At 73.4% G+C, this 25,369-nt stretch carries 19 protein-coding genes; 7 read left to right on the top strand and 12 right to left on the bottom strand.

All coding sequences use genetic code 11. The annotated features are described in order from the left end of the window. Nucleotides 1–45: 45 nt before the first annotated feature. The 4 genes from ETAA1_RS27075 to ETAA1_RS27060 all read right to left on the bottom strand — a co-directional run bounded on the left by ETAA1_RS27075 (nucleotide 46) and on the right by ETAA1_RS27060 (nucleotide 5,484). Nucleotides 46–2,646, bottom strand: a complete 2,601-nt coding sequence (locus ETAA1_RS27075) for a polynucleotide kinase-phosphatase (protein ID WP_145243758.1) — start codon at nucleotides 2,644–2,646, stop codon at nucleotides 46–48. A 58-nt stretch (nucleotides 2,647–2,704) separates the two neighbouring features. After that, nucleotides 2,705–3,088 (bottom strand): GxxExxY protein, encoded by a 384-nt coding sequence (locus tag ETAA1_RS27070; protein WP_145243757.1) that lies wholly within the window; start codon nucleotides 3,086–3,088, stop codon nucleotides 2,705–2,707. Nucleotides 3,089–3,118: 30 nt separating this feature from the next. Beyond that, complete coding sequence (locus ETAA1_RS27065; RefSeq protein ID WP_145243756.1) at nucleotides 3,119–4,522, bottom strand: 3' terminal RNA ribose 2'-O-methyltransferase Hen1; 1,404 nt, start codon at nucleotides 4,520–4,522, stop codon at nucleotides 3,119–3,121. Nucleotides 4,523–4,590: 68 nt separating this feature from the next. Further along, a complete protein-coding gene (locus tag ETAA1_RS27060) occupies nucleotides 4,591–5,484 on the bottom strand; it encodes an alpha/beta hydrolase (protein ID WP_145243755.1) in 894 nt (297 codons plus the stop codon). A 168-nt stretch (nucleotides 5,485–5,652) separates the two neighbouring features. Here ETAA1_RS27060 and ETAA1_RS27055 point away from each other — a divergent pair, with 168 nt between their 5' ends. Beyond that, entirely contained in the window at nucleotides 5,653–6,684 is a 1,032-nt protein-coding gene (locus tag ETAA1_RS27055; protein WP_145243754.1) for an aldo/keto reductase, read from the top strand. Nucleotides 6,685–6,725: 41 nt separating this feature from the next. Here ETAA1_RS27055 and ETAA1_RS27050 read toward each other — a convergent pair whose 3' ends face one another. From ETAA1_RS27050 to ETAA1_RS27030, 5 genes are all read right to left on the bottom strand, one after another. Continuing rightward, nucleotides 6,726–8,120 carry an FAD-dependent oxidoreductase gene (locus ETAA1_RS27050; protein WP_145243753.1) on the bottom strand — a complete coding sequence of 465 codons (1,395 nt, stop codon included), beginning with the start codon at nucleotides 8,118–8,120 and terminating at the stop codon, nucleotides 6,726–6,728. 82 nt (nucleotides 8,121–8,202) lie between these two features. Further along, nucleotides 8,203–9,834: a serine/threonine-protein kinase gene (locus ETAA1_RS27045; protein WP_145243752.1), complete on the bottom strand. Its 1,632-nt coding sequence runs from the start codon at nucleotides 9,832–9,834 to the stop codon at nucleotides 8,203–8,205. Between the two features lie 20 nt (nucleotides 9,835–9,854). Beyond that, the gene (locus ETAA1_RS27040) at nucleotides 9,855–10,445 is read right to left on the bottom strand and encodes an RNA polymerase sigma factor (protein WP_145243751.1); all 591 of its coding nucleotides are present in this window, start codon (nucleotides 10,443–10,445) and stop codon (nucleotides 9,855–9,857) included. Nucleotides 10,446–10,557: 112 nt separating this feature from the next. Next, nucleotides 10,558–10,902, bottom strand: coding sequence for a hypothetical protein (locus ETAA1_RS27035; RefSeq protein WP_145243750.1), 345 nt, complete (start codon nucleotides 10,900–10,902; stop codon nucleotides 10,558–10,560). Nucleotides 10,903–11,048: 146 nt separating this feature from the next. Then, nucleotides 11,049–11,705 (bottom strand): tRNA-uridine aminocarboxypropyltransferase, encoded by a 657-nt coding sequence (locus ETAA1_RS27030; protein ID WP_145243749.1) that lies wholly within the window; start codon nucleotides 11,703–11,705, stop codon nucleotides 11,049–11,051. Nucleotides 11,706–11,938: 233 nt separating this feature from the next. Between ETAA1_RS27030 and ETAA1_RS27025 the strand changes: the two genes are divergently transcribed. Further along, nucleotides 11,939–14,896: a PVC-type heme-binding CxxCH protein gene (locus tag ETAA1_RS27025; RefSeq protein ID WP_202920438.1), complete on the top strand. Its 2,958-nt coding sequence runs from the start codon at nucleotides 11,939–11,941 to the stop codon at nucleotides 14,894–14,896. Between the two features lie 35 nt (nucleotides 14,897–14,931). Beyond that, nucleotides 14,932–15,747, top strand: a complete 816-nt coding sequence (locus ETAA1_RS27020; protein ID WP_202920437.1) for an alpha/beta hydrolase family protein — start codon at nucleotides 14,932–14,934, stop codon at nucleotides 15,745–15,747. Nucleotides 15,748–15,776: 29 nt separating this feature from the next. On the opposite strand, the gene ETAA1_RS27015 is transcribed toward ETAA1_RS27020, so the two are convergent. Next, on the bottom strand, nucleotides 15,777–17,183 hold the full coding sequence (locus tag ETAA1_RS27015) for a DUF1501 domain-containing protein (protein ID WP_145243746.1): 1,407 nt from the start codon (nucleotides 17,181–17,183) through the stop codon (nucleotides 15,777–15,779). 214 nt (nucleotides 17,184–17,397) lie between these two features. Between ETAA1_RS27015 and ETAA1_RS33580 the strand changes: the two genes are divergently transcribed. The 4 genes from ETAA1_RS33580 (at nucleotide 17,398) to ETAA1_RS26995 (ending at nucleotide 21,648) form a co-directional block, all read left to right on the top strand. Further along, nucleotides 17,398–18,417 (top strand): AAA family ATPase, encoded by a 1,020-nt coding sequence (locus ETAA1_RS33580; RefSeq protein ID WP_145243745.1) that lies wholly within the window; start codon nucleotides 17,398–17,400, stop codon nucleotides 18,415–18,417. A gap of 196 nt (nucleotides 18,418–18,613) precedes the next feature. Beyond that, complete coding sequence (locus ETAA1_RS27005) at nucleotides 18,614–19,177, top strand: hypothetical protein (protein ID WP_145243744.1); 564 nt, start codon at nucleotides 18,614–18,616, stop codon at nucleotides 19,175–19,177. A gap of 326 nt (nucleotides 19,178–19,503) precedes the next feature. Then, nucleotides 19,504–19,713, top strand: a complete 210-nt coding sequence (locus tag ETAA1_RS27000) for a hypothetical protein (RefSeq protein ID WP_145243743.1) — start codon at nucleotides 19,504–19,506, stop codon at nucleotides 19,711–19,713. A 258-nt stretch (nucleotides 19,714–19,971) separates the two neighbouring features. Then, nucleotides 19,972–21,648, top strand: a complete 1,677-nt coding sequence (locus tag ETAA1_RS26995; RefSeq protein ID WP_202920436.1) for a CocE/NonD family hydrolase — start codon at nucleotides 19,972–19,974, stop codon at nucleotides 21,646–21,648. A 1-nt stretch (nucleotide 21,649) separates the two neighbouring features. On the opposite strand, the gene ETAA1_RS26990 is transcribed toward ETAA1_RS26995, so the two are convergent. Both ETAA1_RS26990 and ETAA1_RS26985 read right to left on the bottom strand, forming a co-directional pair. After that, nucleotides 21,650–23,047, bottom strand: a complete 1,398-nt coding sequence (locus ETAA1_RS26990) for a DUF1501 domain-containing protein (protein ID WP_238389309.1) — start codon at nucleotides 23,045–23,047, stop codon at nucleotides 21,650–21,652. 8 nt (nucleotides 23,048–23,055) lie between these two features. Then, nucleotides 23,056–25,302, bottom strand: coding sequence for a DUF1549 and DUF1553 domain-containing protein (locus tag ETAA1_RS26985; RefSeq protein WP_145243741.1), 2,247 nt, complete (start codon nucleotides 25,300–25,302; stop codon nucleotides 23,056–23,058). Nucleotides 25,303–25,369 lie beyond the last annotated feature (67 nt).

Below are 25,369 nucleotides of genomic sequence, written 5' to 3'. Positions count from 1 at the left end.
CTGCGTCAGCGGGTGTCCGTTCCGCGGTCAACACAGGAGGGGCTTTCACAGCCGCGGGTCCACGGGCTCGCTCTCGAGGGCCAGAACGCCGAACACGCACTCGTGGACCCGCCGCAGCGGCTCCCGCCGGACGAACCGCTCCAGCCCCTCCACCCCCAGGGCGAACTCGCCGAGGGCCAGCGATCGCTTGTGCGCCAGCCCCCGGGCGCGGAGCCGCGACAGGTTCTCCGGGGCGTCGTAGTCCGGGCCGTAAATGATCCGGAGGTATTCCGGCCCGCGGCACTTCACGGCCGGCTGAACCAGGCCCCGCGGGCCGCGCAGGACGAAGTCGAGCGGCTTCACCACCATCCCCTCGCCGGCGCGTGCGGTGAGGTCGGTCCACCACGTCACCCCTTCGGCCACGCCCGCCGGGTCGGTCACGTCCACCACCTTGAACGGCGTCGCCCGCAGCAGTTCCGGGTCGGCACGGCACACGGCGGCGAGCGTGTCCATGTGCCAGACGTGCGTCTTGTCGGTGTGGACCTTCCCCTCCGACGCGAGCAGGTGGAACGGCGCGATCTTCAGGTCGGTCAGCGCGGTCACCGGCCAGCAGTAGTGCCGGTAGGCGGCCACGAACTTTTGCACCCCCGCGTCGCGCTCCGCCGTCCGGGCCGCGACGCGGTGGATCTGGTCCAACTCGTCGCCGGTCAGCCGGCCGGCGGCCGCGGCCAGCGACGCGACGGCGCGCGGCACCGCCGCCCGCCCGGCCGAGCCGACTGCCGCGTACTGGTGCTTCAACAGCTCCTGGGCCTTCGCCGACCACGGCATCAGCTCGCAGTCGAGACACACCCAGGTCGTACCCAGCGACTCCCACAGCCCGGCGGCGGCGACGGCGGCGCGCACCCGTTCGAGCAACTGCCGTTCCAGGTCGGCGTCGGCGAAGAACCGCCGGCCGGTGCGGGTGGTGACGACGCCGACCTCGCCGTCGACGACGCCGAACCGCTCCCGCGCCGCCTGCTCGTCCCTGCACGCGACGACGACCGCCCGCGAGCCCATGTGCTTCTCCTCGCACACGACCCGCGGGGCGCCCTGGCTGCGGAAGTAGGCGAACGCCTCGGCCGGGTGTTCGAGCAGCCCCGGCTCGGCGCTCGTCTCGCACGGCGACATCGTCGGCGGCAGGTACACGAGCCAGCGTGGGTCGGCGGCGAAGCGGCTCATCACCTCCAGCGCCGCGGTCGCGTGGTTCTCGCGGATCGTGACGCTGCCGCGCAGCCGGGTCGAGACGATCCGCTTGCCGAGCACGTCGGCGGCGTCGAGCAGGTCGTCGTGCGCCTGCTGGGCGGTCAGCGCCGGGGCGTGCTCCGTTTCGGGCAGGAACGGCCGGGCCGGCGCGCAGTACGTCCGCGCCGCCGCCACCGACACGAACTCGCGCTCCGGCCAGCGCAGCGCCGTGAGCCGGCCGCCGAACACGCAGCCGGTGTCCACGTTCGCCGTGTTGTTCAGCCACTCGGGCTCGGGGACCGGCGTGTGGCCGTACACGACCGCCGCCGGGCCGCGGTACTCGGCCGCCCAGTCGTGTCGCACCGGCAGGCCGAACTCGTCCGTCTCGCCGGTCGTCTCGCCGTACAGGCAGAAGTCGCGCACCCGCCCCGACCCGCGGCCCTGCATCTCCTGCTTCAGCCCGGCGTGCGCCACCACCAGCCGGCCGCCGTCGAGGACGTAGTGGCTGACCAGCCCGTCGAGGAAGGCGGCGAGCTCGGGCACGAGTGTGTCGCGTACCGCCGGCGGGAGCGCGTCGATCTCCGCGAGCGATTCGGCGAGCCCGTGCGTAACCTGCACGTCGCGGCCGTTCAGCTTCTTCAGCAGCTTCACGTCGTGGTTGCCGGGCACGCACAGCGCCGAGCCGGCGGCCACCATGTTCCGCACGACCCGCAGCACGTCGAGCACGCGCGGCCCGCGGTCCACGAGGTCGCCAACGAACACCGCCTTGCGGCCGGCGGGGTGGGCGTAGGACACCGTCCCCCAGCCCGGCGCGGCTTCGACCGCGACCCGGCCGTACCCCAACCGCTCCAGCAGCAGTTCCAGCTCGTCGGCGCAGCCGTGGACGTCGCCAATGACGTCGAACGGGCCGGCGTCGGCGGTGCGGTCGTTCCACAGCGGCACGCGCTCGACCACCGCCGCCTCGACGGCCTCAACGGAGTCGAGAACGAAGACGTGACGAAAGCCTTCTCGCTGGAGGCCGCGGAGCGACCGCCGCAGCTGTGCCCGCTGGTTGCGGATCACGTGCGGGCCGAAGGCGCGGTCGGGCCGGGCACGGTTCCGCTCCTGGCACACGTGTTCCGGTAAGTCGAGCACGACGGCGACCGGCAGGCAGTGGTACTTGCGGGCCAGCGCCACGAGCGGGGCGCGGGCCTCCGGCTGCACGCTCGTGGCGTCCACGACCGTCAGCCGGCCGAGCGCGAGCCGCTGGCCGGCGATGGTGTGCAGCAGCGCGAACGCCTCGGGGGTGACGGCCTGGTTGTTCTCGTCGTCGCTGACCATCGCCCGGCAGGCGTCCGACGACACGACCTCGGTCGGCAGGAAGTGCCGCCGCGCGAACGTGCTCTTCCCCGACCCGCTGGGGCCGACGAGGACGACGAGCGACAGCTTCGGGATGCGGATCGTCATGACCGGGATCTCGCGCAAAGCCGCAAAGTCGCGAAGAAGAAGAAGGAAGATGCCGGTGTCACTCGGCCAACCCGTTCGCCAACCGGAAGAGGCCGTCCTTGATGAGCGGCGCCCCAAAGTTGATCAGAAGACCCAGCTTCAGACCGGTGATCTTGAGGTACGTGAGGAGCTGCTTCTTGTGGACGGGCGCGGTACTCTCCACGGACTTTAGTTCCAGGATCAACTTGTCGTCTACGACCAGGTCGGCCCGGAACCCCTCGTCGAACTCGATGTCGTCGTATCGGAACGGAATCGGCACCTCCCGGCGGACCTGCAAGCCGCGTTTCGCCAGCTCGTGCTCGAGGATTCGGGCGTAGACCGATTCCAGCAGGCCCGGCCCGAGTCGCACGTGAATCTGGTAGCACGCGTCGACCACGATCTTCGCTAACTCGTTCTCGGTCATAGCGCTTCTCCGCTTGGTTTTCTTGGTGGCTTAGCGGCTTTGCGCGAGATCAAAGACCCCCATCTGCGTCGGCGGGCCGTGCTCCGGGTGCTCCGGGCCGACCGGGAGAAACCGCACTGCGTACCCGTGCCGCGCCGCCACGCCGGCGGCCCAGTCCTGGAACTCGCGGCGCGTCCACTCGAAGCGGTGGTCGGCGTGGCGGAACTGGCCCGCCGGCAGCGCCTCCCACGTGACGTTGAACTCGCGGTTCGGCGTCGTCAGCACGACCGTGCCGGGACGGGCACACTCGAACAGCACCCGCTCGAACGCCCGCAGTCGCGGCGGGTCCAGGTGCTCGATCACCTCCACCACGGCCGCGGCGTCGAACCCCTCCAGCCGCTTGTCGCGGTACGTGAGCGAGCCGTGCAGCAGCTTCAGCCGCTTCGCCTGGGCATCGGGCAGCCGCTCCATCTTCAGCCGGCGGCTGGCGATCTCCAGGCTGCGGACGGACACGTCGAGCCCGAGAATCTCCTCGAACTGCCGGTCCTTCAGCAGCTCCCGCAGCAGCTTCCCCTCGCCGCAACCCAGGTCGAGGACGCGCCGCGCCCCGCTGCCGCGCAGTGCCGCCACGACTGCCCCGAGCCGCTGGTCGTTCAGCCGCGTCGGCTTCTCCAGCCGCTCCTCGGCCTGCTGCTTCTCGGGCGACTCGTCCTCGCCCGCCTCCTCCTCGTCCACGAGGCGCCCGAGCGCCTGGCGGACCAGACTCGGGCGGTTGCCGAGGTAGCGGCGGGCGATCTCGTCCTTCGCCGGGTGCCGCGTCAGCCAGCCGGCGCCCTTCGCCAACAGCTTCTCCAGCTCGTCGTCGCCGACGTAGTAGTGCTTGCGGGCGTCGAACACCGGAACCAACACGTACAGGTGCGTCAGCAACTCCGACAGTGTTACGGTGTGCCGGACGGCGACGGAGAAGTACGGGCTCTCGCCCCACTCGGGGAAGTGCTCGTCGAGCGGGTGGCGGGTCGCCTCGACCGCGTACCCCAGCGGCTCGAACACGGCGCGCAGGAATGCCTCGCCGCCGCGCACGGGCAGCACGTCGAGCCGGGCTTCGAGCGGGATTGGCGCCGCCGCCAGCTCGGGGCGGTCCTTGCACTTGCCTTGCAGCGCCGAGCCGAACACCTGCGCGACGGCGACGCTCAGGAACGACGACGCGACGTACGGCCGGTCGTTAACGTACTGGGCGAGGAGGAAGTCCTGGTCCGGGCTCCGCCCGCGGACGAGGCCGACGGCGTCCACGTCCAGCAGCAGGCAGGCGGTGCAGCGGTCGTCGCCGGCCTCGGGGTAGTAGGCGTGGACCCGGCCGAAGCTCAGGTCGAAGGACTGGAACTTGTCCGGGTGCTTGTGGAGGAGGTAGCCCAGGTCGGACGCCGGGCGGTGGGTCGTGGTGATCGACAGCAGCATGGGCGGTTCGCTCCTCCGGCCGCGGGGCGTGGCGGAGGGAGGGCGCCGCCCGCCCCGGGGTTCGCGGTTCAGTCCTTGGCACCTTGCGGGAGGAACTTCTGCTCGGCGAGCCACGCCAGCGACCGGGCCTGCCAGGCGTCCCACATCGGCCCCTTGTACCCGTTCAGCCCGTGCCCGCCGGACGGCAGCTCCAGGTACTCGGCCGGCACCTTCGCGGCGCGGAGGGCGTCGTACAGCATCCGGCTGTTGTCCGGCGCCACCACCTTGTCGTCCTTCGGGTGGGTCAGGAACATCGGCGGCGTCTTCGGCGTCACCTGCGTCTCGTTCGAGAACAGGGTCACCAGCTTCTCGTCCGGCTGCTTCCCGAGCAGGTTCGTCCGCGACCCGCCGTGCCCCTTCGGCCCCATCGACACGACCGGGTACACCAGCACCACGAAGTCGGGCCGGCAGCTCTGCTTGCCGGCCGCGTCCGCGGCGGTCGGGTCGCCGGCGTCGAAGTGCGTCCCGGCGGTGGACGCGAGGTGCCCGCCGGCGGAGAAGCCAATGATGCCGACCTTCGCGGGATCGACGCGCCACGCCGCCGCGTTCGCGCGGGTGGTGCGGATGGCCCGCTGGGCGTCGAGCAGCGGCACGAACGGCCGGCCCTTCGGCAGCCGGTACTCCAGCACCACGCCGGTGACGCCGTGCTTGTTCAGCCAGGCCGCGATGCCGTGCCCCTCGGCGCCGGTCACCAGCCCGCCGTACCCGCCGCCGGGGCAGATGACGACGGCGGCGCCGTTCGCCTTCTCGGGCCGGTGGACGGTGACGAAGGCGTCGGCCGCCTCGAACGTGCCGTCGCCCTGCGGGGCTTTCCCGTCCCACAACTTGACGCGCTCGGCCTTCGCCGGCGGGTCGGCGGCCCGGCCCACCACGGCGACCGTGAGCAGGGTGACGGCCGAGAACAGGAACAGGGCGCCACGCATGAGTTCCCCTCCGTCGAACGGGCCGGCACGCGACGGGCCGGCGCTTCCGGCCTAGCTTCGGGCCGCGGCCGCGCCCGGTCAAGGGGCCGCCGGCCGCGTAAGCCGGCGCCGCAGCGGGGGTATTCCCGCTACCCTGCTCTCATCGCCCACGGGACACGAGGACACGCGATGGAGTTCCGCCAGCTCGGCCGGTCGGGGTTCAAGGTGCCGGCCCTCACGCTCGGCACCGGTACGTTCGGCGGCGGCAACGAGTTCTTCAAGGCGTGGGGCGACACCGACGCGAAGGGCGCCGCCCGCCTCGTCGACATCTGCCTCGACGCCGGCTTGACCATGTTCGACTCGGCCGACATCTACTCGAACGGGCTGGCCGAGGAGGTGCTCGGGGCGGCCATCAAGGGCCGTCGGGACAAGGTGCTGATCTCCACCAAGGCCACGTTCCGCTTCGGCGACGGGCCGAACGACGTGGGCTCGTCGCGGTTCCACCTGTCCCGCGCTGTCGAGGGCGCCCTGCGGCGGCTCGGCACCGATTACATCGACCTGTTCCAGCTCCACGGGTTCGACGCGACTACCCCGGTGGAAGAGACGCTGGCCACGCTCGACGGGCTGGTGAAGGCCGGGAAGGTGCGCTACGTCGGGTGCTCGAACTTCTCCGGCTGGCACCTGATGAAGTCGCTCGCCGCGTCCGACCGGTACGGGTGGGCGCGGTACGTCGCCCACCAGGCGTACTACTCGCTGGTGGGCCGCGATTACGAGTGGGAGCTGATGCCGCTCGGGCTCGACCAGGGCGTCGGGTGTGTGGTGTGGAGCCCGCTCGGGTGGGGCCGCCTCACCGGCAAGGTCCGCCGCGGCCAGCCGCTCCCGAAGACCAGCCGGCTGAACTCGCAGGTGAGCAACGAGAAGCGGCCGCCGGTCGCGGACGAGCACGTCTACACGGTCGTGGACGCCCTCGACGCGGTCGCGGCCGAGACCGGCCGGACGGTGCCGCAGGTCGCCCTCAACTGGTTGCTGCGCCGGCCGACCGTCTCGACGGTCGTCATCGGGGCGCGCGACGAGGCGCAGCTCCGCGACAACCTCGGGGCAGTCGGCTGGGCGCTGACGCCGGAGCAGGTGGCGAAGCTGGACGCGGCCAGCGCGACGACGCCGGCGTACCCGTACTGGCACCAGCGCGGGTTCGCCGAGCGGAACCCGCCCCCGGTGTAGCGCCCCGGATGGCCTTGCTCGCCGCGGGTGGTGTCCGTGGCTCACCGGTGTCGCAACGCGGGACGATCCAGGACCGGTGTTGCTCGGGCGCGGCCGGCGAGCACGGTACGAGCGACCATGCTCGGGGTGAGAAAACTCAGCGGACTGCGGACCAGGTGGACGACCTCCACGAACCGACGCCGGACGGCGGGGTCGCGCGCCGCGAGGGCGGTCACCCGGTCGAGGTACCGGTGAGCCAGCCGCACCACCAGGCCGGGCGGCGGCCCCTCGGCCTCGGCGAACCGGTAGTCCTCCCCGGTCGCCAGCAGCCACGGCCGGGCGTTCGCCTTCGCGAGCCGGCGCTGGAACCGGGCCGCCAGTCCCACGACCCCCGGACGGGCCGCACGCAGACACCCGTCGAGCACCTCCGCCCCGACCGCTGCCGCCGACATCCCCTGCCCGTACACGGGGTTGAACGCGCAGGCCGCGTCCCCCGTCACCACCAGCCCCTCCGGCCGGCGCGTCACTTCTTCGTAGTACCGGACGCGGTTCTCACTCGTCTTCGTCCCGACGATCGGTGACAGCGGCTCGGCCGCCTCGACCGCCGCCGCGAACCGCGGGTCGGGGAGGCTCCGGGCGAACTCCCGGAACCCGGCGTCGTCGGTCGGCGGGTAGTCCTTCCCGCCGCCGGCCAGGGTCACCACCCACCGCCCGCCCTCGACCGGGGCGATCACCCCGCCGCGGCGGCGGTGCGGCGGCGCGGCCTGGACGTGCAGCGCCGACCAGTCGGTCCACCCGGCCGGGCGCTTGACCAACCGGCTGGCGTAGCCGAGGAACCCGTTGACCACCGTCTCCCGCGGGCGGGGAAAGCCGAGCGATTCGAGCAACTGCGGCGTCCGCGAGCCGCGGCCGGACGCGTCCACGACCAGGTCCGCGGCCAGGCCCTCCGCCGGGAGGCCGGGGCCCTCGCGCCGGTCCAGAACCACCCCGACGACGCGCCGGCCGGTCGGGTCGAGCCGGTACGCGGCGACCGACACGCCGTCGCGAACTTCGATGCCGGGGTGGGCCAGGGTGCGGGTGCGGACGCCCCATTCGAGCAGATCGCGGGTCGCCCCGAGAAACCGCAGGCCGGACCGGAATCGCGTCGTGGCCGGCCCGGCCGGCGAGTACCACTCCACGTCGCCGGCCGCGTCGTAGTCCTCCGCCCCGGCCGCGACGAGGTCGGCGACGAACCCGGGGTACAGGCGCTCGATCACCCGCCGGCCGGCGGTGAGCAGAACGTGGATGTGCCGGGCCTGCGGGGTTCCCTTGCGGGCGTCGGCGCCGGCCGGCAGTCGGTCGCGTTCCAGGATCGTCACGCGGCGGTAGTGGGCGGCGAGCACGCGGGCGGCGAGCAGGCCGGCGACGCTGCCGCCGATGACGACGGCGTGGTCTCCGAGGCGGGCGGGGGCGGGCATGGCGGGTCTCCGGTCGGGGTTCGGGTTCGAACACCCGATCAGCGGACGGGAGCGGCCGCGCCTGACACGAAAATCGCCCGCCTCAACCCGGCACGGGGCCGCGGAACCACACCGCCTTGGCGTAGGTCCAGTACCACATCAGCGCTGCGGCCGCGACCCCGTACAAGTACGGGCCGGCTTGCGGGTACCACACGGCGAACGGGACCAGGGCGATTAACGCCAGCCCGATCGGGAAGAACCGGCTCCAGTTGGTCGAGCCGAGGACGAACGTGCCGAACCCCGCCACGACCAGCTGGGCCGGGTACGTGTCCAGTATGATTCGGGCCGGTGCATCGGCCGACACCGGGACGTACCCGATGGTGACGGCCACAAGGCCGACGATCCCCCCGAACCCGATGATGAGGGAATGCCTCTCCGTCGGCGGCAGCTGGCGGAAGCGGCGGAGCATGTACCACCACAGGATCAGGCTCAGTACCGCCGCCGCCGCGACGTGGACCGCCCACGCCGCGGCCGCCGACCCGCCGGCTTCGATCAGCCCGAGCACCGCCCCGTTCACCACCAGCGTGACGAGCCCGAACCACGCCGTGACCGGCCAGGAGTAGTGCGGGTGCGGCTCGGGGCGAGTGCGGGCGAGCTGGCGGACCCAGTCCCAGAACCCCGGCGGGCGGGCGGCCACCGGCTCCCCGCGGGCGAACCGCTCCAGGTCGGCGGCCAGCTCGTCGGCCCCGGCGTACCGGTCGGCCGCGTCCTTCTCCAGGCACTTCATGCAGACCGCCTCCAGGTCGCGGTCCAAGGCCGGGTTCAGCTCGCGGGGCGGGGTCGGGGTCTCGGTCTGGAGCCGCCGGAAGATCGCCCACGGGTTGTCGGTGCCGAACGGCGGGCGGCCCGTCAGCCGCTCGTACAGCACCGCCCCGACCGCCCACACGTCGGCCGCGACGGTCAGCCGCGGCTCGCACCGCGCCTGCTCGGGGGCCATGTACGCCGGGGTGCCGACCGGGTTGCACTGGCCGGTCTGGGTGGCCGACGGGTCGAGCCGGCGGGCGATGCCGAAGTCGGCGACGAACGGCTCCCCGGCCGCGTCCACCAGGATGTTCCCCGGCTTGATGTCGCGGTGGAGGATCCCCTGCTCGTGGGCGAAGTGCACGGCCCGGGCCACCTTCGCCACCAGCACCGCCGTCGCCCGCGGCGGGTCGGGCGGTCGCGCCGCCAGGCTCGTCCCGTCCACCCAGCGCATCGCCAGGTACGGCCGGCCGCCGGCCTCGCCGACGCCGTACACGGTGACGACGTTCGGGTGCGCCAGCCGGGCGGCGGCCTCGGCCTCGAACTGGAATCGTGCCAGCTCCCGCGGGCCGGCGAAGTCGCCGGGGCGGACGGTCTTGATCGCCTCGACCCGGTCCAGCGCCAGGTTCCGCGCCTTGTAGACGAAGCCCATGCCGCCGTGGCCGATCTTCTCCAGCGGCCCGTACCCCGGCAGCGCCGGCGCCGACTCGTCGGCGGCCGGCGGGTCGCCGTACACGGCGGTGTCGGCCGTGGGGTCCGACATCGGGACGAGGAGCTCGGCCATCTTGCGGAGGGCCGCAATCCTGCGCTCCAGTGCGGGGACGAGGTCGGGGCGGGCGGCGCAGATCTCCGCCGGCGTCGGGTCGCGGCCGTTGTCCGTCTCCCATTGCCAGGCGTGGAAGAGGGAGTCGAGTGCGCCGTCGTTGTTGGTCACGAATCGCCTCCGGGGTGGGGTCAGGTGGGGAGTTCGCCGCCGAGCTGTTCGACCAGCCGCTCGCAGGCCATCGCCCACCACCGGTACACGGTCCGCTCCGACACGCCGAGCAGCAGCGCGGCCTCGGCCCGGGTGTGGCCGTTGTAGAACAGGAGGCCGAACGCCTCGCGCTCCTCCGCCGGCAGGGCGTCGGCGGCGGCGTGGAACCGCGCCCAGAGTTCGAGCTCGGCCGGCCCGTCGCCGCCGCCCGTGCCGAAGTCGTCGGTCTTCGGGTCCTGCACCGGGCGGCCGATCAGGCGGGTGGTGTAGTAGCGGGCCAGGTCGAGGAGTTCCCGCCGGACCTGGAGGGCGGCCAGCCCGGCGAACTCGCGGGTGGAGTTCGGGCGCACGTCGCCGAGCGCCTTCGTCAGCCGGATCATCGCGCCCTGGACCACGTCGGCGGTGTCGGCCCCGGCCCGGACCTTCGGGAAGTTGCGGATCATCCGCCCGGCGAGCCGACCGAGCTGGCCGGCGACGGCCTTGAGGAGCGCGTCGGCCGCCGCCCGGTCGCCGTCGCGGAAGCGATCGACGAGGTCGTGCAACCGGAGGGTGTTGAGGGACGGTTCGGTCATGGCACCCAGGGGGGCGGCAGGGCGGGGTACTCACCGGAGAGAAGCGTATCGGGGCGGCGGGGGCTGACAAAAAAACGTGGCGAGGTGAGGCCGACGCCCCCGCTCGCCGGCCTCACCTCGCCGGGCGGTACGCCGCCGGGTCTGTCAGCGGCCGCGCCCGCACTGTCCCGCCCGGGCCGTCGGCCGTCCCCTCGCCGCGGGCCACGTCTTGTGGGTTCAGCGGGTTGCGGGCGGTGTTGCCGAACTCGGCCTCGCCGGCGAACACCGTTACCCCCGGAACGTCCACCGGGCCCGGAACGCGGCCGCCTGACGCGCCACCTCCTCGGGCGTCTCGTGCGGGGAGTGTCACCCGGGCGGGGGCCAGCTCCGCCCCGCGGAGGAGGACCGGGTCGCAGCCGGGGAACTGGATCGGCAGCAGGATCGTGGCGAACAATGCGAGGCGGGTGGGGCGGGTCACGGTGGCCTCCGCTGGGTGATTCCGGCCCGGCGGATCGTCCGATCCGGGCCGACACCTTTCAAGCGGGAGCCAACCGAAAACCTGCCACGCGATTCCCGAAATTTCTCGGAGCCCTCGCCGACGGCCCGGCGAACACCGCGAGTTGTTCAACCGGGCCGGGCCGCGCCGGGCGTGAGCGGCTCGTCGAGGCCGCCGTACACGTCGCCGAGCCGGAGCTTGCCGCGGACGAGCAGCATGCGGTCCGTCGCCCGCCGGTAGAAGTCGAGGAGTGCACCGGCGACCTGCTCGCCCTCCAGCACCCCGAGCGCCTGGGCCACCGCCTCGTAGGTCGACATGTGGTGCCCCGCGTGGCTCCGGCGTAGGGCGGGGCCGGCGAAGGCCCGGTCCGGGAGCGCGACCTTCACGGCGCCGGCGAGGAGCGGCAGGCGCTTCACCATGCGGCTCGCCTGCTTCCAGTTGCCGTCCGGCACGACGAGGGCCGGCGGCGATGGCAGGGCGGCGACGAGCTCGGGCGTCAGCGGCCTGGCCCCGTGGCCGGGGAAGAGGACGACCGGGGTTGTGCCCGCCGGCACGTGGGGCGCCGGGTCGGCCGCGGCGGGGAACACCCCGTGGGGGATCACCGCGACGCCGCGGACCGCCAGCGAGAGGAGGCGGACCGTGTTGCTCGTCCGGCCGTAGTCGTGGACGTGGACGACGAGGAGGAGCGGGGTGCGGGTCGTGAGCCGCGGGGCGTGAGTGCAGACGCACAACCAGCGTGGCTGGCGACAAGCCGGGCACGGGCTGTGGTCGCGGTCGAGAGTCACTCGGTCACTTCTTACGGCGAAGCCCCCGCGGCGAGAACGGCTCGTCGTTCACCCGACGCCATCGGTCGGCCGGCGTTGATTGAGGGCCGACGGCTCGTGAGTCCCTCGGGGCTCGCGGCCGGGAGGGGGTTCGCGGCGGGAATTCAAGCGTGCGACGGTGGCGGGGGCGGGTCCGGAACAATACTCGTGCGGGTAGAGCGGATGCGTCCCGCCCCCCGCCCGGAGTCGCCGCCGTGTACCGCCTCCTCCTTGTGCCGGCCGCACTGCTCCTCGCCTTCGCCGTCGCGGCCGACGGGCAGCCGTTCCCCGTCGCCGGTCTGCCGAAGCTGAAGCCGCTGGAGCCGGCCGAGGCGGCGAAGGCGTTCGAGGCGCGGCCGGGGTTCCGCGTCGACCTCGCCGCCGCGGAGCCGCTCGTCCGCTCGCCCGTGGCGATGGACTTCGACGAGAACGGCCGGCTCTACGTGGCCGAGTTCCCGGAGTACAACCAGTACGCGAGCCCGACCCCGTCGAAGGCCCGCGGCTGCGTCAAACTGCTCGAAGACACCGACGGCGACGGCCGGTTCGACCGGGCCACGGTGTTCGCCGAGCTCGACTCCCCGGTCGCGGTCGCGTGCTGGGCCGGCGGCGTGTTCGTCGGCGTGGTGCCGGACCTGTGGTACCTCAAGGACACCGACGGCGACGGCAAGGCGGACGTGCGGCGGAAGGTGCTGACCGGGTTCGACCGCGACAAGGCCGGCGAGGCGATGCTGAACTCGTTCCGGTGGGGGCCGGACAACCGCTTCCACATCGCCACCGGCCTCGCGGGAGGCAACCTGAAGCCGGCGGACGCCCCCGACGCGAAGGCCGTGCTGGTGCGCCGCCAGAACATCCGGTTCGACCCGCGGACGGGCGGGTTCGAGCCCACCAGCGGCGGCGGGCAGCACGGCCTGACGCTCGACGACTGGGGCGACACGTTCGTCTGCGACAACAGCAACCCGATCGAGTTCCTCGCCTACGACGCGAAGTACGCGGCCCGCAACCCCTACGTCGTGGCCCCGTCGCCGGTCGTGGACGTGAACGCCGCGGGGCGGTACCCGCAGCTGCGCCGCATCAGCCCGCCCGAGCCGTGGCGCGAGGCCCGCACGCGCCTCCGCAAGGACAAGCTGGTGCCGGGCTCCGACGAGGGCGGGCAGCCGTTCGGGTTCTTCACCGGCGCGACCGGGGTGACGGTCTACCGCGGCGACGCCTTCCCGCCCGAGTTCCGCAGCAACATCTTCGTCGGCGAGGTCGCGAACAACCTCGTCTACCGGGCGCGGCTCGAGCCGAAGGGGCTCGGCTGGTCGGCGGTGCGGGCGGACAAGGACCGCGAATTCCTGGCGTCGAAGGACGTGTGGTTCCGGCCCGTGCAGTTCGCCAACGCGCCGGACGGCTGCCTGTACGTGGTGGACATGTACCGCGAGATCATCGAGGGGGCGGCGTTCCTCCCGCCGCAACTGCTCGCGCTCGTGGACGTGGCCGGCGGCATCGACCGCGGCCGTGTGTGGCGCGTCGCCCCCGACGGGTTCGCGCGGCCGAAGCCCCCGCAGCTCGGGCGGGCAACGACCGCGGAGCTCGTCGGCCTGCTCGCCCACCCGAACGGCTGGCACCGCGACACCGCCGCCCGGCTGCTCTACGAGCGCCAGGACCGGACCGCCGCCCCGGCCCTTCGCGCAGTCGCGGAGGGATCGGCGTGGCCCGTCGCCCGCATGCACGCGCTTCACGCCCTCGCCGGCCTCGGCGTGCTGACGGCCGGCGAGGTGGTCCCCGCCCTCGGCGACCCCGACCCGCGGGTGCGGGTCCACGCCCTGCGGCTCGCGGAGGGGTTCGGCCTGTCCGCGGGGCTGTCGAACAAGTTGCAGGCACTCGCGGCCGACCCGGACCCGCGGGTGCGCTACCAGCTCGCGTTCACCCTCGGCGCGTTCCGCGGCGAGACGGCCGAGACGCTGCTCACGGCCCTCGCCCGCCGGGACGCCGCCGACCCGTGGGTCCGTCTCGCGGTCCTCTGCTCGGTCGGTGACCGCGGCGGGGCGGTCTTCTCCCGACTGCTCCGCGACGCGGGCGGCCGGGGCGCGGGGACGACGGAGGTGCTCCTCGCGCTCGCGGCCCAGACGGCCGCGGCCAACCGGCCGGACGAGGTCGCCGAGGTGGTGAAGGGGATCGACGCGCTGCCCGACGCCGAGCGGGCGCTCGCCCGCCAGCTGGTGCAGGCGTTCGCGTCGAAGCTGCCGCCGGCCGCCCGGCCGCGGTTCGCCGGACTCGCCGCCGGGAAGACCGGCGCGATCCTGACGGACCTGCTCGCCGACGCCGCGAAGACCGCGGCGGACGAGGCGGCCACGCCCGCCGCCCGGGCGGCGGCAATCCGCACGCTCGGGCTCGGCTCGTTCGCCGACGCGAAGGCGCTCCTGACCGCGGCGCTCGCCGTACGTCAGCCGCCGGCGGTGCAGCTCGCCGCGCTCGAGGTGCTGGGCCGCTTCGACTCGCCGGAGGTTTCCGCGGTCGTGCTGGCGGCGTGGCCGGGGATGAGCCCGCCGACCCGCGCCTCCGCCGCCGAAACGCTTCTCGCCCGCGCCGCGTGGGTGACCGCCCTCCTCGACGCGGTCGAGAAGGGGACCGTGCGGCCGACCGACCTCGACCCGGCCCGCGTCCAGCTGCTCCAGCAGTCGGCCGACGGGCCGACCCGCGCCCGGGCGGCGAAGCTGTTCGCCGGGGTCGGACTGGCGCGGCGCGCGGAGGTCGTCGCGAAGTACCAGCGGGCGCTCGATCTGCCGGGCGACGCGGTCAAGGGGAAGGCGGTGTTCCGGGAGACGTGCGCCGCGTGCCACAAGCTCGAAGGCGTGGGCGAGGCAGTCGGTCCGGACCTGGCGTCGGTCAAGAACCGCGGCTCGGACGCGGTGCTGACGAACATCCTCGACCCCAACCGGGAAGTGCTGCCGCAGTATTATTCGTACCTCCTCGTCACGGACGCCGACGTGACCCTCACCGGGATGATCGCCGCCGAGACGGCGAACACGGTCACGATCCGCAAGGCGGACGGGACGAGCGAGACGGTCCAGCGGGTGAACATCGCGTCGCTGCGGAGTACGGGGCTGTCGGCCATGCCCGAGGGGCTGGAGGACAAACTCGGCCTCCAGACGGCGGCCGACCTGCTCGCGTACCTCCGCTCGATCCGCTGACCGCCCCGTCGCTTCCCTCGGTGAGGTGAATGCTCATGTTGCAACCGTTCCGGCCCGCCGCGGTCGTCGCCGTGTTCCTGGCCGCGGCCGGCGCGCTCCGGTCGGCGGACGACGTGCCGTTCGTCGCCCGCCACGACAAGTCCGAGCAGCGGTACGTGGTGGTGACGCCGAAGGGCTTCGACCCGAAGCGGGCCAACACCGCCGTCGTCGCCCTTCACGGCCACGGCTCCGACCGCTGGCAGTTCGTGACGCAGGACCGGGGCGAGTGCAAGGGGACGCGCGACGTCGCCGCGGCGCACGGGTTCCTCCTGGTCTGCCCCGACTACCGGGCGAAGACCTCGTGGATGGGGCCGGCGGCCGAGGCCGACGTGTTGCAGATCCTGGACGAGTTGAAGGCGAAGTACGGGGTGCGGCGGGTGGTCGTGGCAGGCGGGTCGATGGGCGGGACGGCCGCCCTCGCGTTCGCCGCGCTGCACCCCGACCGGGTGGCCGGGTGCGTGTCGCTGAACGGCACCGCGAACGTGGTCGAGTACGAGGGCTTCGGGGACGCGATCGCGGCGGCGTACGGGGGCACCCGGAAGGAGCGGCCGGAGGTGTACCGCAGCCGCTCGGCCGAGCTGCACGCCGACCGGCTGACCATGCCCGTCGCCATGACCACCGGCGGGAAGGACGCCGTCGTTCCGCCCGCCAGCTGCCTGCGGCTCGCCGAGAAGCTGAAGGCGCTCGGCCGGCCGGTCACGCTCATCCACCGCCCCGACGGCGGCCACGCGACCACTTACGCCGACACCGTGGAGGCGCTGACCGCCGTGATCGACCGCCTGCCGAAGGGCGAGAACCGCCCGGGCCGGTGAGGGCTTTGGGCAGCGCGCCGTACCGGCGGTCAGCGCCCCACGAGTTCGGCGATCGGTTCGCACTCGGGCAGGATGGGGATCGGCCGCCCGGCCCGGTCGCGTTCCTGGCCGGCCGTGTCGATCCCGAACCGGTGATAGATGGTGGCCAGCAGGCAGTTGCTGTCCATCGCGCGGGCGGTCGGTTCTTCTCCGCGGGCGTTGGTCGCGCCGACCGCCTGACCCATCCGCAGCCCGCCGCCGGCGAGCAGAACGCTCATGGCGCGGGGCCAGTGGTCGCGCCCGGGCCGGCGACTCGGGTCCTGGTACGCGATCCGGGGCGTCCGGCCGAACTCGCCGCAGAAGACGAACAGGACGTGCCGGTCCAGGCCCCGCTGGTACAGGTCGTCGATCAGCGCGGCCGCGGCGCGGTCCAGCAGCGGCATCCGCTCCTCGTACGCCTTGAAGATGTCGCAGTTCACCGAGTGGTCGTCCCACGTCGTGATGCGCCCGGTGCCGGGCCGCAGCCGGACGTTGGCCTGGCACTGCACGAACCGCACCCCGGCCTCGACGAGCCGCCGGGCCGTGAGCAGGTCGCGCCCCCAGTCCGAGTCGCCGTACCGGGCGAGCACCCGCGGGTCTTCCCGGCTCAGGTCGAAAGCGGCGCGCGTCCGCGGACCGGACAGCAGTTCGACCGCCCGGCGCTGGTACCGGCCGAACTCGGCCGCCGGCCCGGCGCGGTCGTCGAGCGCCCGGGGCAGCGCGTCGAGTGACCGCCGCAAGTCGTCCCGCCGGCGCAGGGTGACCGTCCCCTCCGGGTCGAGGCTCAACCCGGCCCGCCCGTCGGCGGCGAGGTGGAGCGGGACCGGGTCGTACGCGTTCGCGCCGGTCGAGGTGATCGGGTCCGGGCGGGGCATGAACGGCGCGTACGCCGGCCCCAGGTAGCCCGGGCCGCTGCCGTACGCCTTGGTGTTCGCAACGAACGTCGGCACCCCGGCGTCGCGGCCGGAGAGCCTCTTGGACACGACCGAGCCGACGTCCGGGTACTCGGCGTCGGTGAGGTTCGCCGCGACCGACGGGTAGCCGGTCAGGAAGCGGTGCGTCCCGCCGGAGTGCTCGGCCCGGTTGTGGTGCAGGCTGCGGACGAGGGCGAACTTGTCGGCCAGGCCCGCGAGCCGGGGCAGGTGCTCGGAAATCTGCACGCCGACGGTGTTCGTGCGGACCGGCTTGAACGGCCCGCGGACCTCCGCCGGCGCGTCCGGCTTGAGGTCGAACGTGTCGAGATGACTCGGCCCGCCGTTGGCCCAGAACAGGATGACGGAGAAGTCGCCGTCCGGCTTCGGGCCGGCCCCGTCGGCGGCGAGCAGGGCCGCGAGGTTCGGGCCGGCTGCGGCGGCGAGGGCGCCGAGGTGAAGCCCCCCGAGCGTCATCCAGGCGCGGCGGTCGAGCGGGCGGGACATGGGGCGCCCTCGGTCGTAGCCCCCAGGATAATCGAGGCCCGCACCCGGCGGTAGCGAGTTCTGGTCGGGTGCCGGCGCTGCGCCACGACCGGGCGCAACCGACCTCGCGTTCTGCCGTCCGGCCGAGTCTCATTGTGTGTACGGCTCCCCCCCGGGGGGTCGAGGCACGCATTGAGTCGATGCCACAAAAGAACATTCGATCGAGGCACGTCCGGTGAGCACCTTCACCCTCGACCTACGACCGATGGACACCCCCGCCGCCGACGCCCACACGGACGGCACCGGGTGGGTGTGGGACGGCGTCCTGGCGCGCGGCGACATTTCCCTTCTGACCGGCGTGTGGAAGTCGGGCAAGACGACGCTCCTGGCCGGCCTCGTCCACGCCCTCGGCGGCGGGGGCGACTTCCTCGGCCGGGCGTGTGCCCCCGGGCGGGTCGTGGTGCTGTCGGAGGAGTCGGGGGCGCACTGGGCCGAGCGGAACCGCGTGATCCCGGCGGGGCCGCACGCCCGGCTGGTGTCGCGGCCGTTCCCGGGGCGGCCGACGGCGGCCGAGTGGGCCGACCTGGTCGCGGCGGTGGACGGCCTGCGCGCGGACGGGCCGCTCGACCTGTTCGTGGTGGACCCGCTGTCCCCGTTCCTGCCCGGGTGGAGCGACAGCGACTCCGGCGCCCTGCTGCGGTTCCTGGAGCCGCTCCGCCGGCTGGCCCAGGGCGGGACGGCGGTGCTGGTGCTGCACCACCCGCGGCGGAAGGCGGCGGCGGAGGGGAGCCTGGCCCGCGGCGGCGGGGCGCTGCTGGGGTACGTGGACACGATCCTGGAACTCCACGTCGTCGGCCGGGGTGGGGGCGGGAACCGTCGGCGGCTGACGAGCCGGTCGCGCCGGCCGGGGGCGGTGGGGGAGCTGGTGTACGAGTGGGTGCCGGGGACGCCCGAGTTCCGGGCGGTGCCGACCGACGAGGACGCGGTGTTCCGGGAGAACTGGGAGCAGGTGCGGGCGCACCTGGCCGACCGCCCGGCGCCGGCGACGTGTCCGGAGCTGCTGGGCGACTGGCCCTCGGAGGCGGCGCCGGCGCCGACGGTGTTGTACCGGTGGCTGCGGCGGGCGGTGTCGGCGGGGCTGGTGGTGCGCACGGGGAGCGGCACGAAGACGCAGCCGTTCCGCTTCGCGCTGCCGCGGGCGCGGCAGAAGGGTGAGCTGCCGCCCCTCCCGCCGCTGCGCCTGCCGGGGACGTGAGGCACAGCTGTCGCGGCCGACCGGTGGTACGCCGTCGAAGGCACCCCCGCTGGCTCACGGAGCATGTCCTCGCCGGAATCTTCTGGCGACCACTCGGTGGACCCGGTACGCTCCGTCGGACAGGCGGTGCCCGCCGCGGAGACGTACCGCGGGAAGGCGAGTACGCCTAAACATGGTTCGGCGGCGGAGGCGGCCGGTGTCCCAGACGAACCAGCCCGCACTATTGCCGCTGGAGTACCCCGCCGGGACCACACTGCAGGAGAAGCTACTGATCGGGTCGGCTCGGGTCGCGCTCGCGAAGCTCCTGGGGCGGGTTGCTTCGCTGGACCCGATCGGGTTCGTCAGTCCGGGCTCCAACCTGATCGACGTGCAGGTGGCCGTCCGCGAATGCCTCCGGCGGGACGCCCCGACGCTGACCCTCCTTCCGGAGACAGCGGTTGACGAGGCGTCCGGCCCGGTCCTGTCGGCCCTCGCCCGGGAGTATCTGGGTGCCCCGGCCGAGGGCTACCTGTCGGTCCTGACGTGCCGGTGGGAGCGCGAGCTGTCGATGATGTCGTGTCTCCCCTGGGTCCTGGTCGCCTTTCGTGACTCCGCCGGGTGGGCGGACGACCTCTGGCGAGCCGGGGCGCGGGACTTCGTGTTCGCCGAGCCGACGGGGGCTCGAGTGTTCGCGGTGATCTACGACGACCACGACGACGAGGTCACTGTCGTCGGAGCCGAGGCGGCGGAGTTGTCACGGCGGGCAGCCGGACGCGAGTAGGTGGTCCCGCCGAACCCCACGCTGCAGCAGACCGCCGGCTCATTCGCACTTTTCGCTGGCCTGTGTGGCCGGGTCGTGGTTGGCGGCTCGGCTGCTGCTGAGCTGTTTGTTCGCCGGCCTCATTTTCGGAGTGGGGCGCGAGAAGCAACGGTCGCGTCTTCTGGTTTCGCGCAACCGCAGGCGTGTTGGCGTCCCGGGGTTTTCAGGCCGACGGCCTGACAGCCCTCAGCCCAAGGCAACGCCCTGCGTGCGCTCGTTTTGCTGCCCCGCGGGGAAGGAGGCATGCGCCCGCTATCATACCCATGCGAGCCCACCGGAGTCCCGCCATGCCGCTGACCCTCGCCATCGACCCGCCCGGCGACCTCGCCCGGTTCCGGCTGCCGGCCGGCGTCGCCGCCCGGCTCCGGTCGCTGCTCGACCGTCAGGACGCCGGCCACCCGCTCACTCCCGACGAGCGCGCCGAGGCCGAGGGGCTGGTCGAAATGGCCGACCTGCTCACCCTGCTGCGGCTCCGCGCCGAGCGGGGGGCGTCGTAGGCGACATCCCGGTCGCGTGCCGGTCCACGGCTGCCGATACCGCGCTCGGTCGAACCCTTCGGTGGTTCGGTGCTGGAGCCCGGAGGGCGTCGGCGTGTAGCCCCGGGTGGAACCCGGGGCGGCCTGCGGCGGAGTACGCGGGGGTCGCGCCACACGACCACCGCCGACGCCCGCCCCGGGTTCCACCCGGGGCTACACGCCGACGCCCTCCGGGCTCGAACTCGAAGGTCTCGACAGCGCCCCGACACCGGAGTGCCCATGCGCCCGCTCGCCCTCGCCGCCCTCCTCTCGCTGCCGCTGTCGGCCGCGGCGCAGCCGCCGGTCGATTTCGGCCCCGTCACCGAGCGGCACGTGTGGGTGCCGATGCGGGACGGCACCAAACTCTCGGTCTACCTCTACCTCCCGCCGGGGAAGGGGCCGTGGCCGGCGCTGCTGGAGCAGCGCTACGCCGACCTCACCGCTCCCGCCACCCGCAAGAGCTTCGCCAAGCTCGCCGAGGGCGGGTACGTCGTCGCCGCCCAGAACTTCCGCGGGGCGGGGAAGTCGGAAGGGCAGTGGGTCGGATACCGTGCGCTCGGCTGGGGCGAGCAGAAGGACGGGTACGACACCGTCGAGTGGCTGGCGAAGCAGTCGTGGTGTACGGGAAAAGTCGGGACGTTCGGCAGCTCGCAGGCCGGGTTCGCGCAGAACTTCCTCGCCGTCACCCGGCCGCCGGCGCTCAAGGCCCAGTACATGATCGACACCGGGCTCAGCCTGTTCCACGAGGGCTACCGGATCGGCGGCACCACCCGGCCCGAGCGGTTCCGGCAGATGGGCGCCGTCTGCCGCGACCCGGCCGACAACCTCAAGCTCCTCAAGGAGTGGTTCGCCCACCCGACCTACGACGACTACTGGGCCGCCGAGGACTGCACCCGGCACTTCGACAAGATGGACGTGCCCTGCTTCACCGTCGGCAGCTGGTACGACTTCATGTGCGTCGGCAGCGTGGACAGTTTTGTCGGCCGCCAGCACCGCGGCGGGCCGAACTCCCGGGGCGCGCAGCAGCTGATCCTCGGCCCGTGGCTCCACGGCCGGTTCAAGAACACGAACAAGGCCGGCGACCTCGAGTACCCGGAGAACGCCAGGTTCGACACCGAGGCGCACATGCTCCGCTGGTTCGACCACCACCTGAAGGGGCTCGACACCGGCGCGCGGCGCGACCCGACGGTGCGCTACTACGTGATGGGCGCCGTCGGCGAGGCGGGCGCCCCCGGGAACGTGTGGCGGACCGCCCCCGACTGGCCGGTGGCGGCGACGGACACGCCGTACCACCTCGCCGCCGGCGGCACGCTCGCGACCCGGGCGCCGGTCGCGGAGACGGCCTCGACACCGTTCGCGGCCGACCCGAAGAACCCGGCGACGATCCCCGGCCGCGCGTTCCCCGGCGCGAAGGACGCCCGCGAGTTCGAGAAGCAGCCGAACGTCCTCACCTTCACCACGGACGTGCTGGCCGAGCCGGTCGAGTGGACGGGGAAGGTGCGGGCCGAGCTGTACGTGTCGTCCACGGCGCGGGACACGGACGTGATCGTCCGCGTCTCGGACGTGTACCCGGACGGCCGCTCGATGCTGGTGATGGACTACGTCCGCCGGCTCCGCTACCGCGACGGGTACGAGAAGGAGGTGTTCCTGGAGCCGGCGCGGGTGTACCCCGTCAACTTCGACATCGGCTGGACGAGCATCGCGTTCAACAAGGGGCACCGGATTCGCGTGACCGTGGCGAGCACCGGCGCCCCGTTCTACGAGCCGAACCCGAACACCGGCGAGCCGCTGACGCTCGACCCGCCGGCGCGCGTCGTGGCGGCGGTGAACCACGTCCACCACGACCGCGCCCGGCCGTCGCGGGTCGTCGCCCCGGTCCGGCCGTCGCCGCCGGGCGCCGGAACCGGCGGGCGGTGACTCAGGCCAACAGGTCGCGTACGACCGCGGCGTTGGTGACGGCGTAGTCGGTGAGCGTGTCGTCGCGGCCCTCGTGCGGGACGGTCAGCCGCGTGTGGTCGAGGCCGAGGGCGTGGAGCAGCGTCGCGTGGAGCGACGGCACGCGCACCACCTTCTCGACCGACCGGTAGCCGAACTCGTCCGTCGCGCCGTGGACGTAGCCGCGCTTGAAGCCGCCGCCGGCGAGCCAGAGCGTGAAGGCGTGGCGGTTGTGGTCGCGGCCGTCGGTCCCCTGCGAGATCGGCAGCCGGCCGAACTCGCCCGCCCACATCACGATCGTGTCGTCGAGCAGCCCGCGGCGCTTCAGGTCGGTCACCAGGCCGGCGCTCGGCCGGTCGGTCATGGCGCACAGGTTCCGCAGGTTCTCGGCGTTGCGGCTGTGCGTGTCCCACGGCTGGCCGCTCAGGAACAGCTGCACGAACCGCACCCCGCGCTCGACCAGCCGGCGGGCCAGCAGGCAGCGCCGGCCGTACTCGGCCGACTTCGGGTCGTCGATGCCGTACAGCCGCTTCGTCTCCTCCGTCTCGCGGGAGAGGTCGAGCACGTCGGGCACCGCCGTCTGCATCGCCGCGGCGAGCTCGAAGTGCCCCAGCCGCGCCTCCAGCTCGGCGTTCCCGGCGTGGCGCTGGAGGTGCGCCGCGTTCAGACCGCGGAGCAGGTCGAGCTGGTGGCGGCGCGCCGCGGCCGGCACGTCGGCGGGGGTGGCGAGGTGCGCCACCGGCGTGCCCGCGGCGCGGAACGGCGTCCCCTGGTAGACCGCCGGCAGGAAGCCGCTCGACCAGTTGTTCGTGCCGTCCACCGGCAGCCCGCCCGGGTCGCCGAGCACGACGTAGGCGGGCAGCTCCTTCCGCTCCGTGCCGAGGCCGTACAGCACCCACGACCCCCACGCCGGCCGGCCGGCGAAGATTTTGCCCGAGTGGATCACCCGCAGCGCCGCCTCGTGGTCCACCGAGTCGGTCGTCATCGAGCGCACGAGCGTGATGTCGTCCACGATGCCGGCGGTGTGCGGCAGCAGTTCCGACAACTCGACGCCGACGTTGCCGCGCCGCGCGAACCGGAACGGCGACGCGAGCAGCTTCCCCTGCTGCGTGTGGAAGTGGACTTCCAGCTTCTCCGGGTGCGGCTGGCCGTTGCGGCGCGTGAGTTCGGGCTTCGGGTCGAACAGGTCCATCTGGCTCGGGCCGCCGTGCTGGAACAGGCAGATGACGGCCTTCGCCTTCGCGGCGTGGTGCGGCCGCTTCGGCGCCAGCGGGTCGGCGTGCGCGTCGGCCGCGAGGCTCGCCAGCGCGAGCGGGCCGAGGGCGCCGGCGTAGCGGCCGAGGAACGCCCGGCGGTTCAGCGCGAAGTCGGGTCGCACCACGGGGAGCCTCACTCGACGTAGAGGAACGCGTTGCTGGCGAGGAGCATCTGGGCCAGGTCCGCCCAGGCGCGGGCCGCGGCGTCCGGCTGCCCGGCGTAGGCCTCGCGCTGCTTCGTGAGGAACCCCTCGCACGCGGTTCGCTCCTCGGGAACGGGCGGGCGGCCGGCGGTGAGGCGGAAGGCCAACGCCAATCGCGCCGCGTCGTCGCCGGCCTCGCGGGTCAGCCGCGCGGCGAACGCCTTGCCGCGGGCGCGGGCGAACTCCGAGTTCAGCAGCGCGAGCGACTGGAGCGGCACCGTCGAGGGCGTTCGCTTCCCGCACGTCGTCGTGATCGCCGGCGCGTCGAACAGCTGGAGGAAGGTGACGACCTGCGTCCGCCGCTGCTGGAGGTAGAGCGAGCGGCGCAGCGCCCCGGGCGTCTTCTCCGCGACCTCGACCGACCCCTCGGGCGTGCGCCGGCTCGGCACGTAGGGGCCGCCGGCCGTCGCGTCGAGTTCGCCGGAGATGTTCAGCATGGCGTCGCGGACCGCCTCGGCGTCGAGCCGGCGGAGGGGGAAGCGGGCGAGCAGCCGGGTGTCGGGGTCGATGGCGTCGAGCCCCGCGCGCGGCGCGCTACCCTGCCGGTAGACGGCCGACGTGAGGATGAGCCGGTGCAGCGCCTTCACGCGCCAGCCGGACGCGGCGAACTCGGCGGCGAGGTGGTCGAGCAACTCCGGGTGCGACGCCTTCGCGCCGGACGCGCCGAGGTTGTCCGGGGTGGCGACGAGCCCGGTGCCGAAGTGGTGCTGCCAGACGCGGTTCACCATCACCCGCGCGAACAGCGGGTTCTCCGGCGACGTGACCCACTTCGCGAACGCCGTGCGCCGGCCGGTCGAGACGCGGCCGGCGGGGCGGTCGATCGTGTACTTGTTCCCCGGCGTGGCGAGCGCCGCCGGTACGCCGGGTCCGACCTCGTCGCCGGGCGCGTGGTGCAGCCCGCGCTTGAGGACGTGGTGCGGCGCCGGCTTCGCGTCCGTCTCGACGAACGCGGCGAGCGTGTCGGCCGGCGGCGGGCGGTCCTTCTCGCGGTCGGCGACCGTCTGCTTCACCTGGTCGCGCAGCGCGGCGTACTCGCGGAACCGCTTCGCCAGCGCGTCGTCGCCCACGTCGGCCGCCTTGTCGTGCTCCTTCAGGAGCGCCTTCTGCGCCGGCGTCCGCTTGTCCTTCGCGGCCTTCACCGCGGCGACGACCTCGGCGCGCTTCGCCGCGGGCACGTCCTTCAGCCGCTCGTCGAGGAGCTGCTCGCGGAGCGGGTCGGCGAACGCCGCGAGGCCGTCGCGGGCCGCCTTCACCTGCCGGTCGATCAGCTGGTTGCGGCGCGCCTGCGCGTCGAGGTCCACCTTCAGCCCGACCGTCACGACGCGCTCGTTCGGCTTCGTCCAGCGCTCGGGGTTGTACACCGGGAACAGCAGCGCCTGGAGGCCGTAGTACTCGGCCTGCGTGATCGGCTCGAACTTGTGGTCGTGGCAGCGGGCGCACTGGACGGTGAGGCCGAGGAGGCAGTTCACGAGGTTCTGCACGTTCCCTTCGAGCACGGTGAAGCGGTCGGTGCGGACCTCGTCCGGGTTGCCGTCGCTCTCGCCGGTGCCGTCCGGGGCGTTGCGGAGGAAGTGCGTCGCGGTCAGCGGCTCGACCATCGCCGGCGTCACGTCGCCGCCCGGCACGTAGCCGACGAGTTCGTCGCCGGCGATCTGCTCGCGGACGAACACGTCGTAGGGCTTGTCGGCGTTGAAGGAGCGGACCACGTAATCGCGGTAGCGCCACGCCAGCGGGCGGTCGCTGTCGGCGTTGAAGTAGCCGTTGCTGTCGGCGTACCCGGCGGCGTCGAGCCAGAACTTGCCCCACCGCTCGCCGTAGGCCGGCGACGCGAGGTAGCGGTCGATCATCTTCTCGTAGGCGTTCGCGCTCGTGTCCGCGACGAAGGCGTCGATCTCGGCGACGGTCGGCGGCAGGCCGGTCAGGTCGAAGGCGACGCGGCGGACGAGCGTGGGCCGGTCCGCTTCGGGGCTCAGCGTGAGGTTCTTCGCTTCGAGCGCGGCGAGGACGAACCGGTCGATCCCGGTGCGGGCCGGGCCGCGCACGTCGGGCACCGTCGGCTGCACGACCGGGCGGAAGGCGCGGTGCGCCTCGGGGCCGGGCGGCTCGTCAGCCGCGGCCGACCGGACCAGCGCGGCCGCGGCGACGAAGTACAGGACGACTCGCACGGCGCGGAACATTCTGCCCACCTCGGCCGACTCGGCGTGTGCCACTACTGTAACCCGGCGCTCGCGGTCCCGCCACGCG

The sequence above is a fragment of the Urbifossiella limnaea genome (assembly GCF_007747215.1).
Taxonomy (GTDB): domain Bacteria; phylum Planctomycetota; class Planctomycetia; order Gemmatales; family Gemmataceae; genus Urbifossiella; species Urbifossiella limnaea.
The sequence above is the reverse complement of the archived record's forward strand: the minus strand, read 5'-3'. Positions and strand labels throughout refer to the sequence as shown.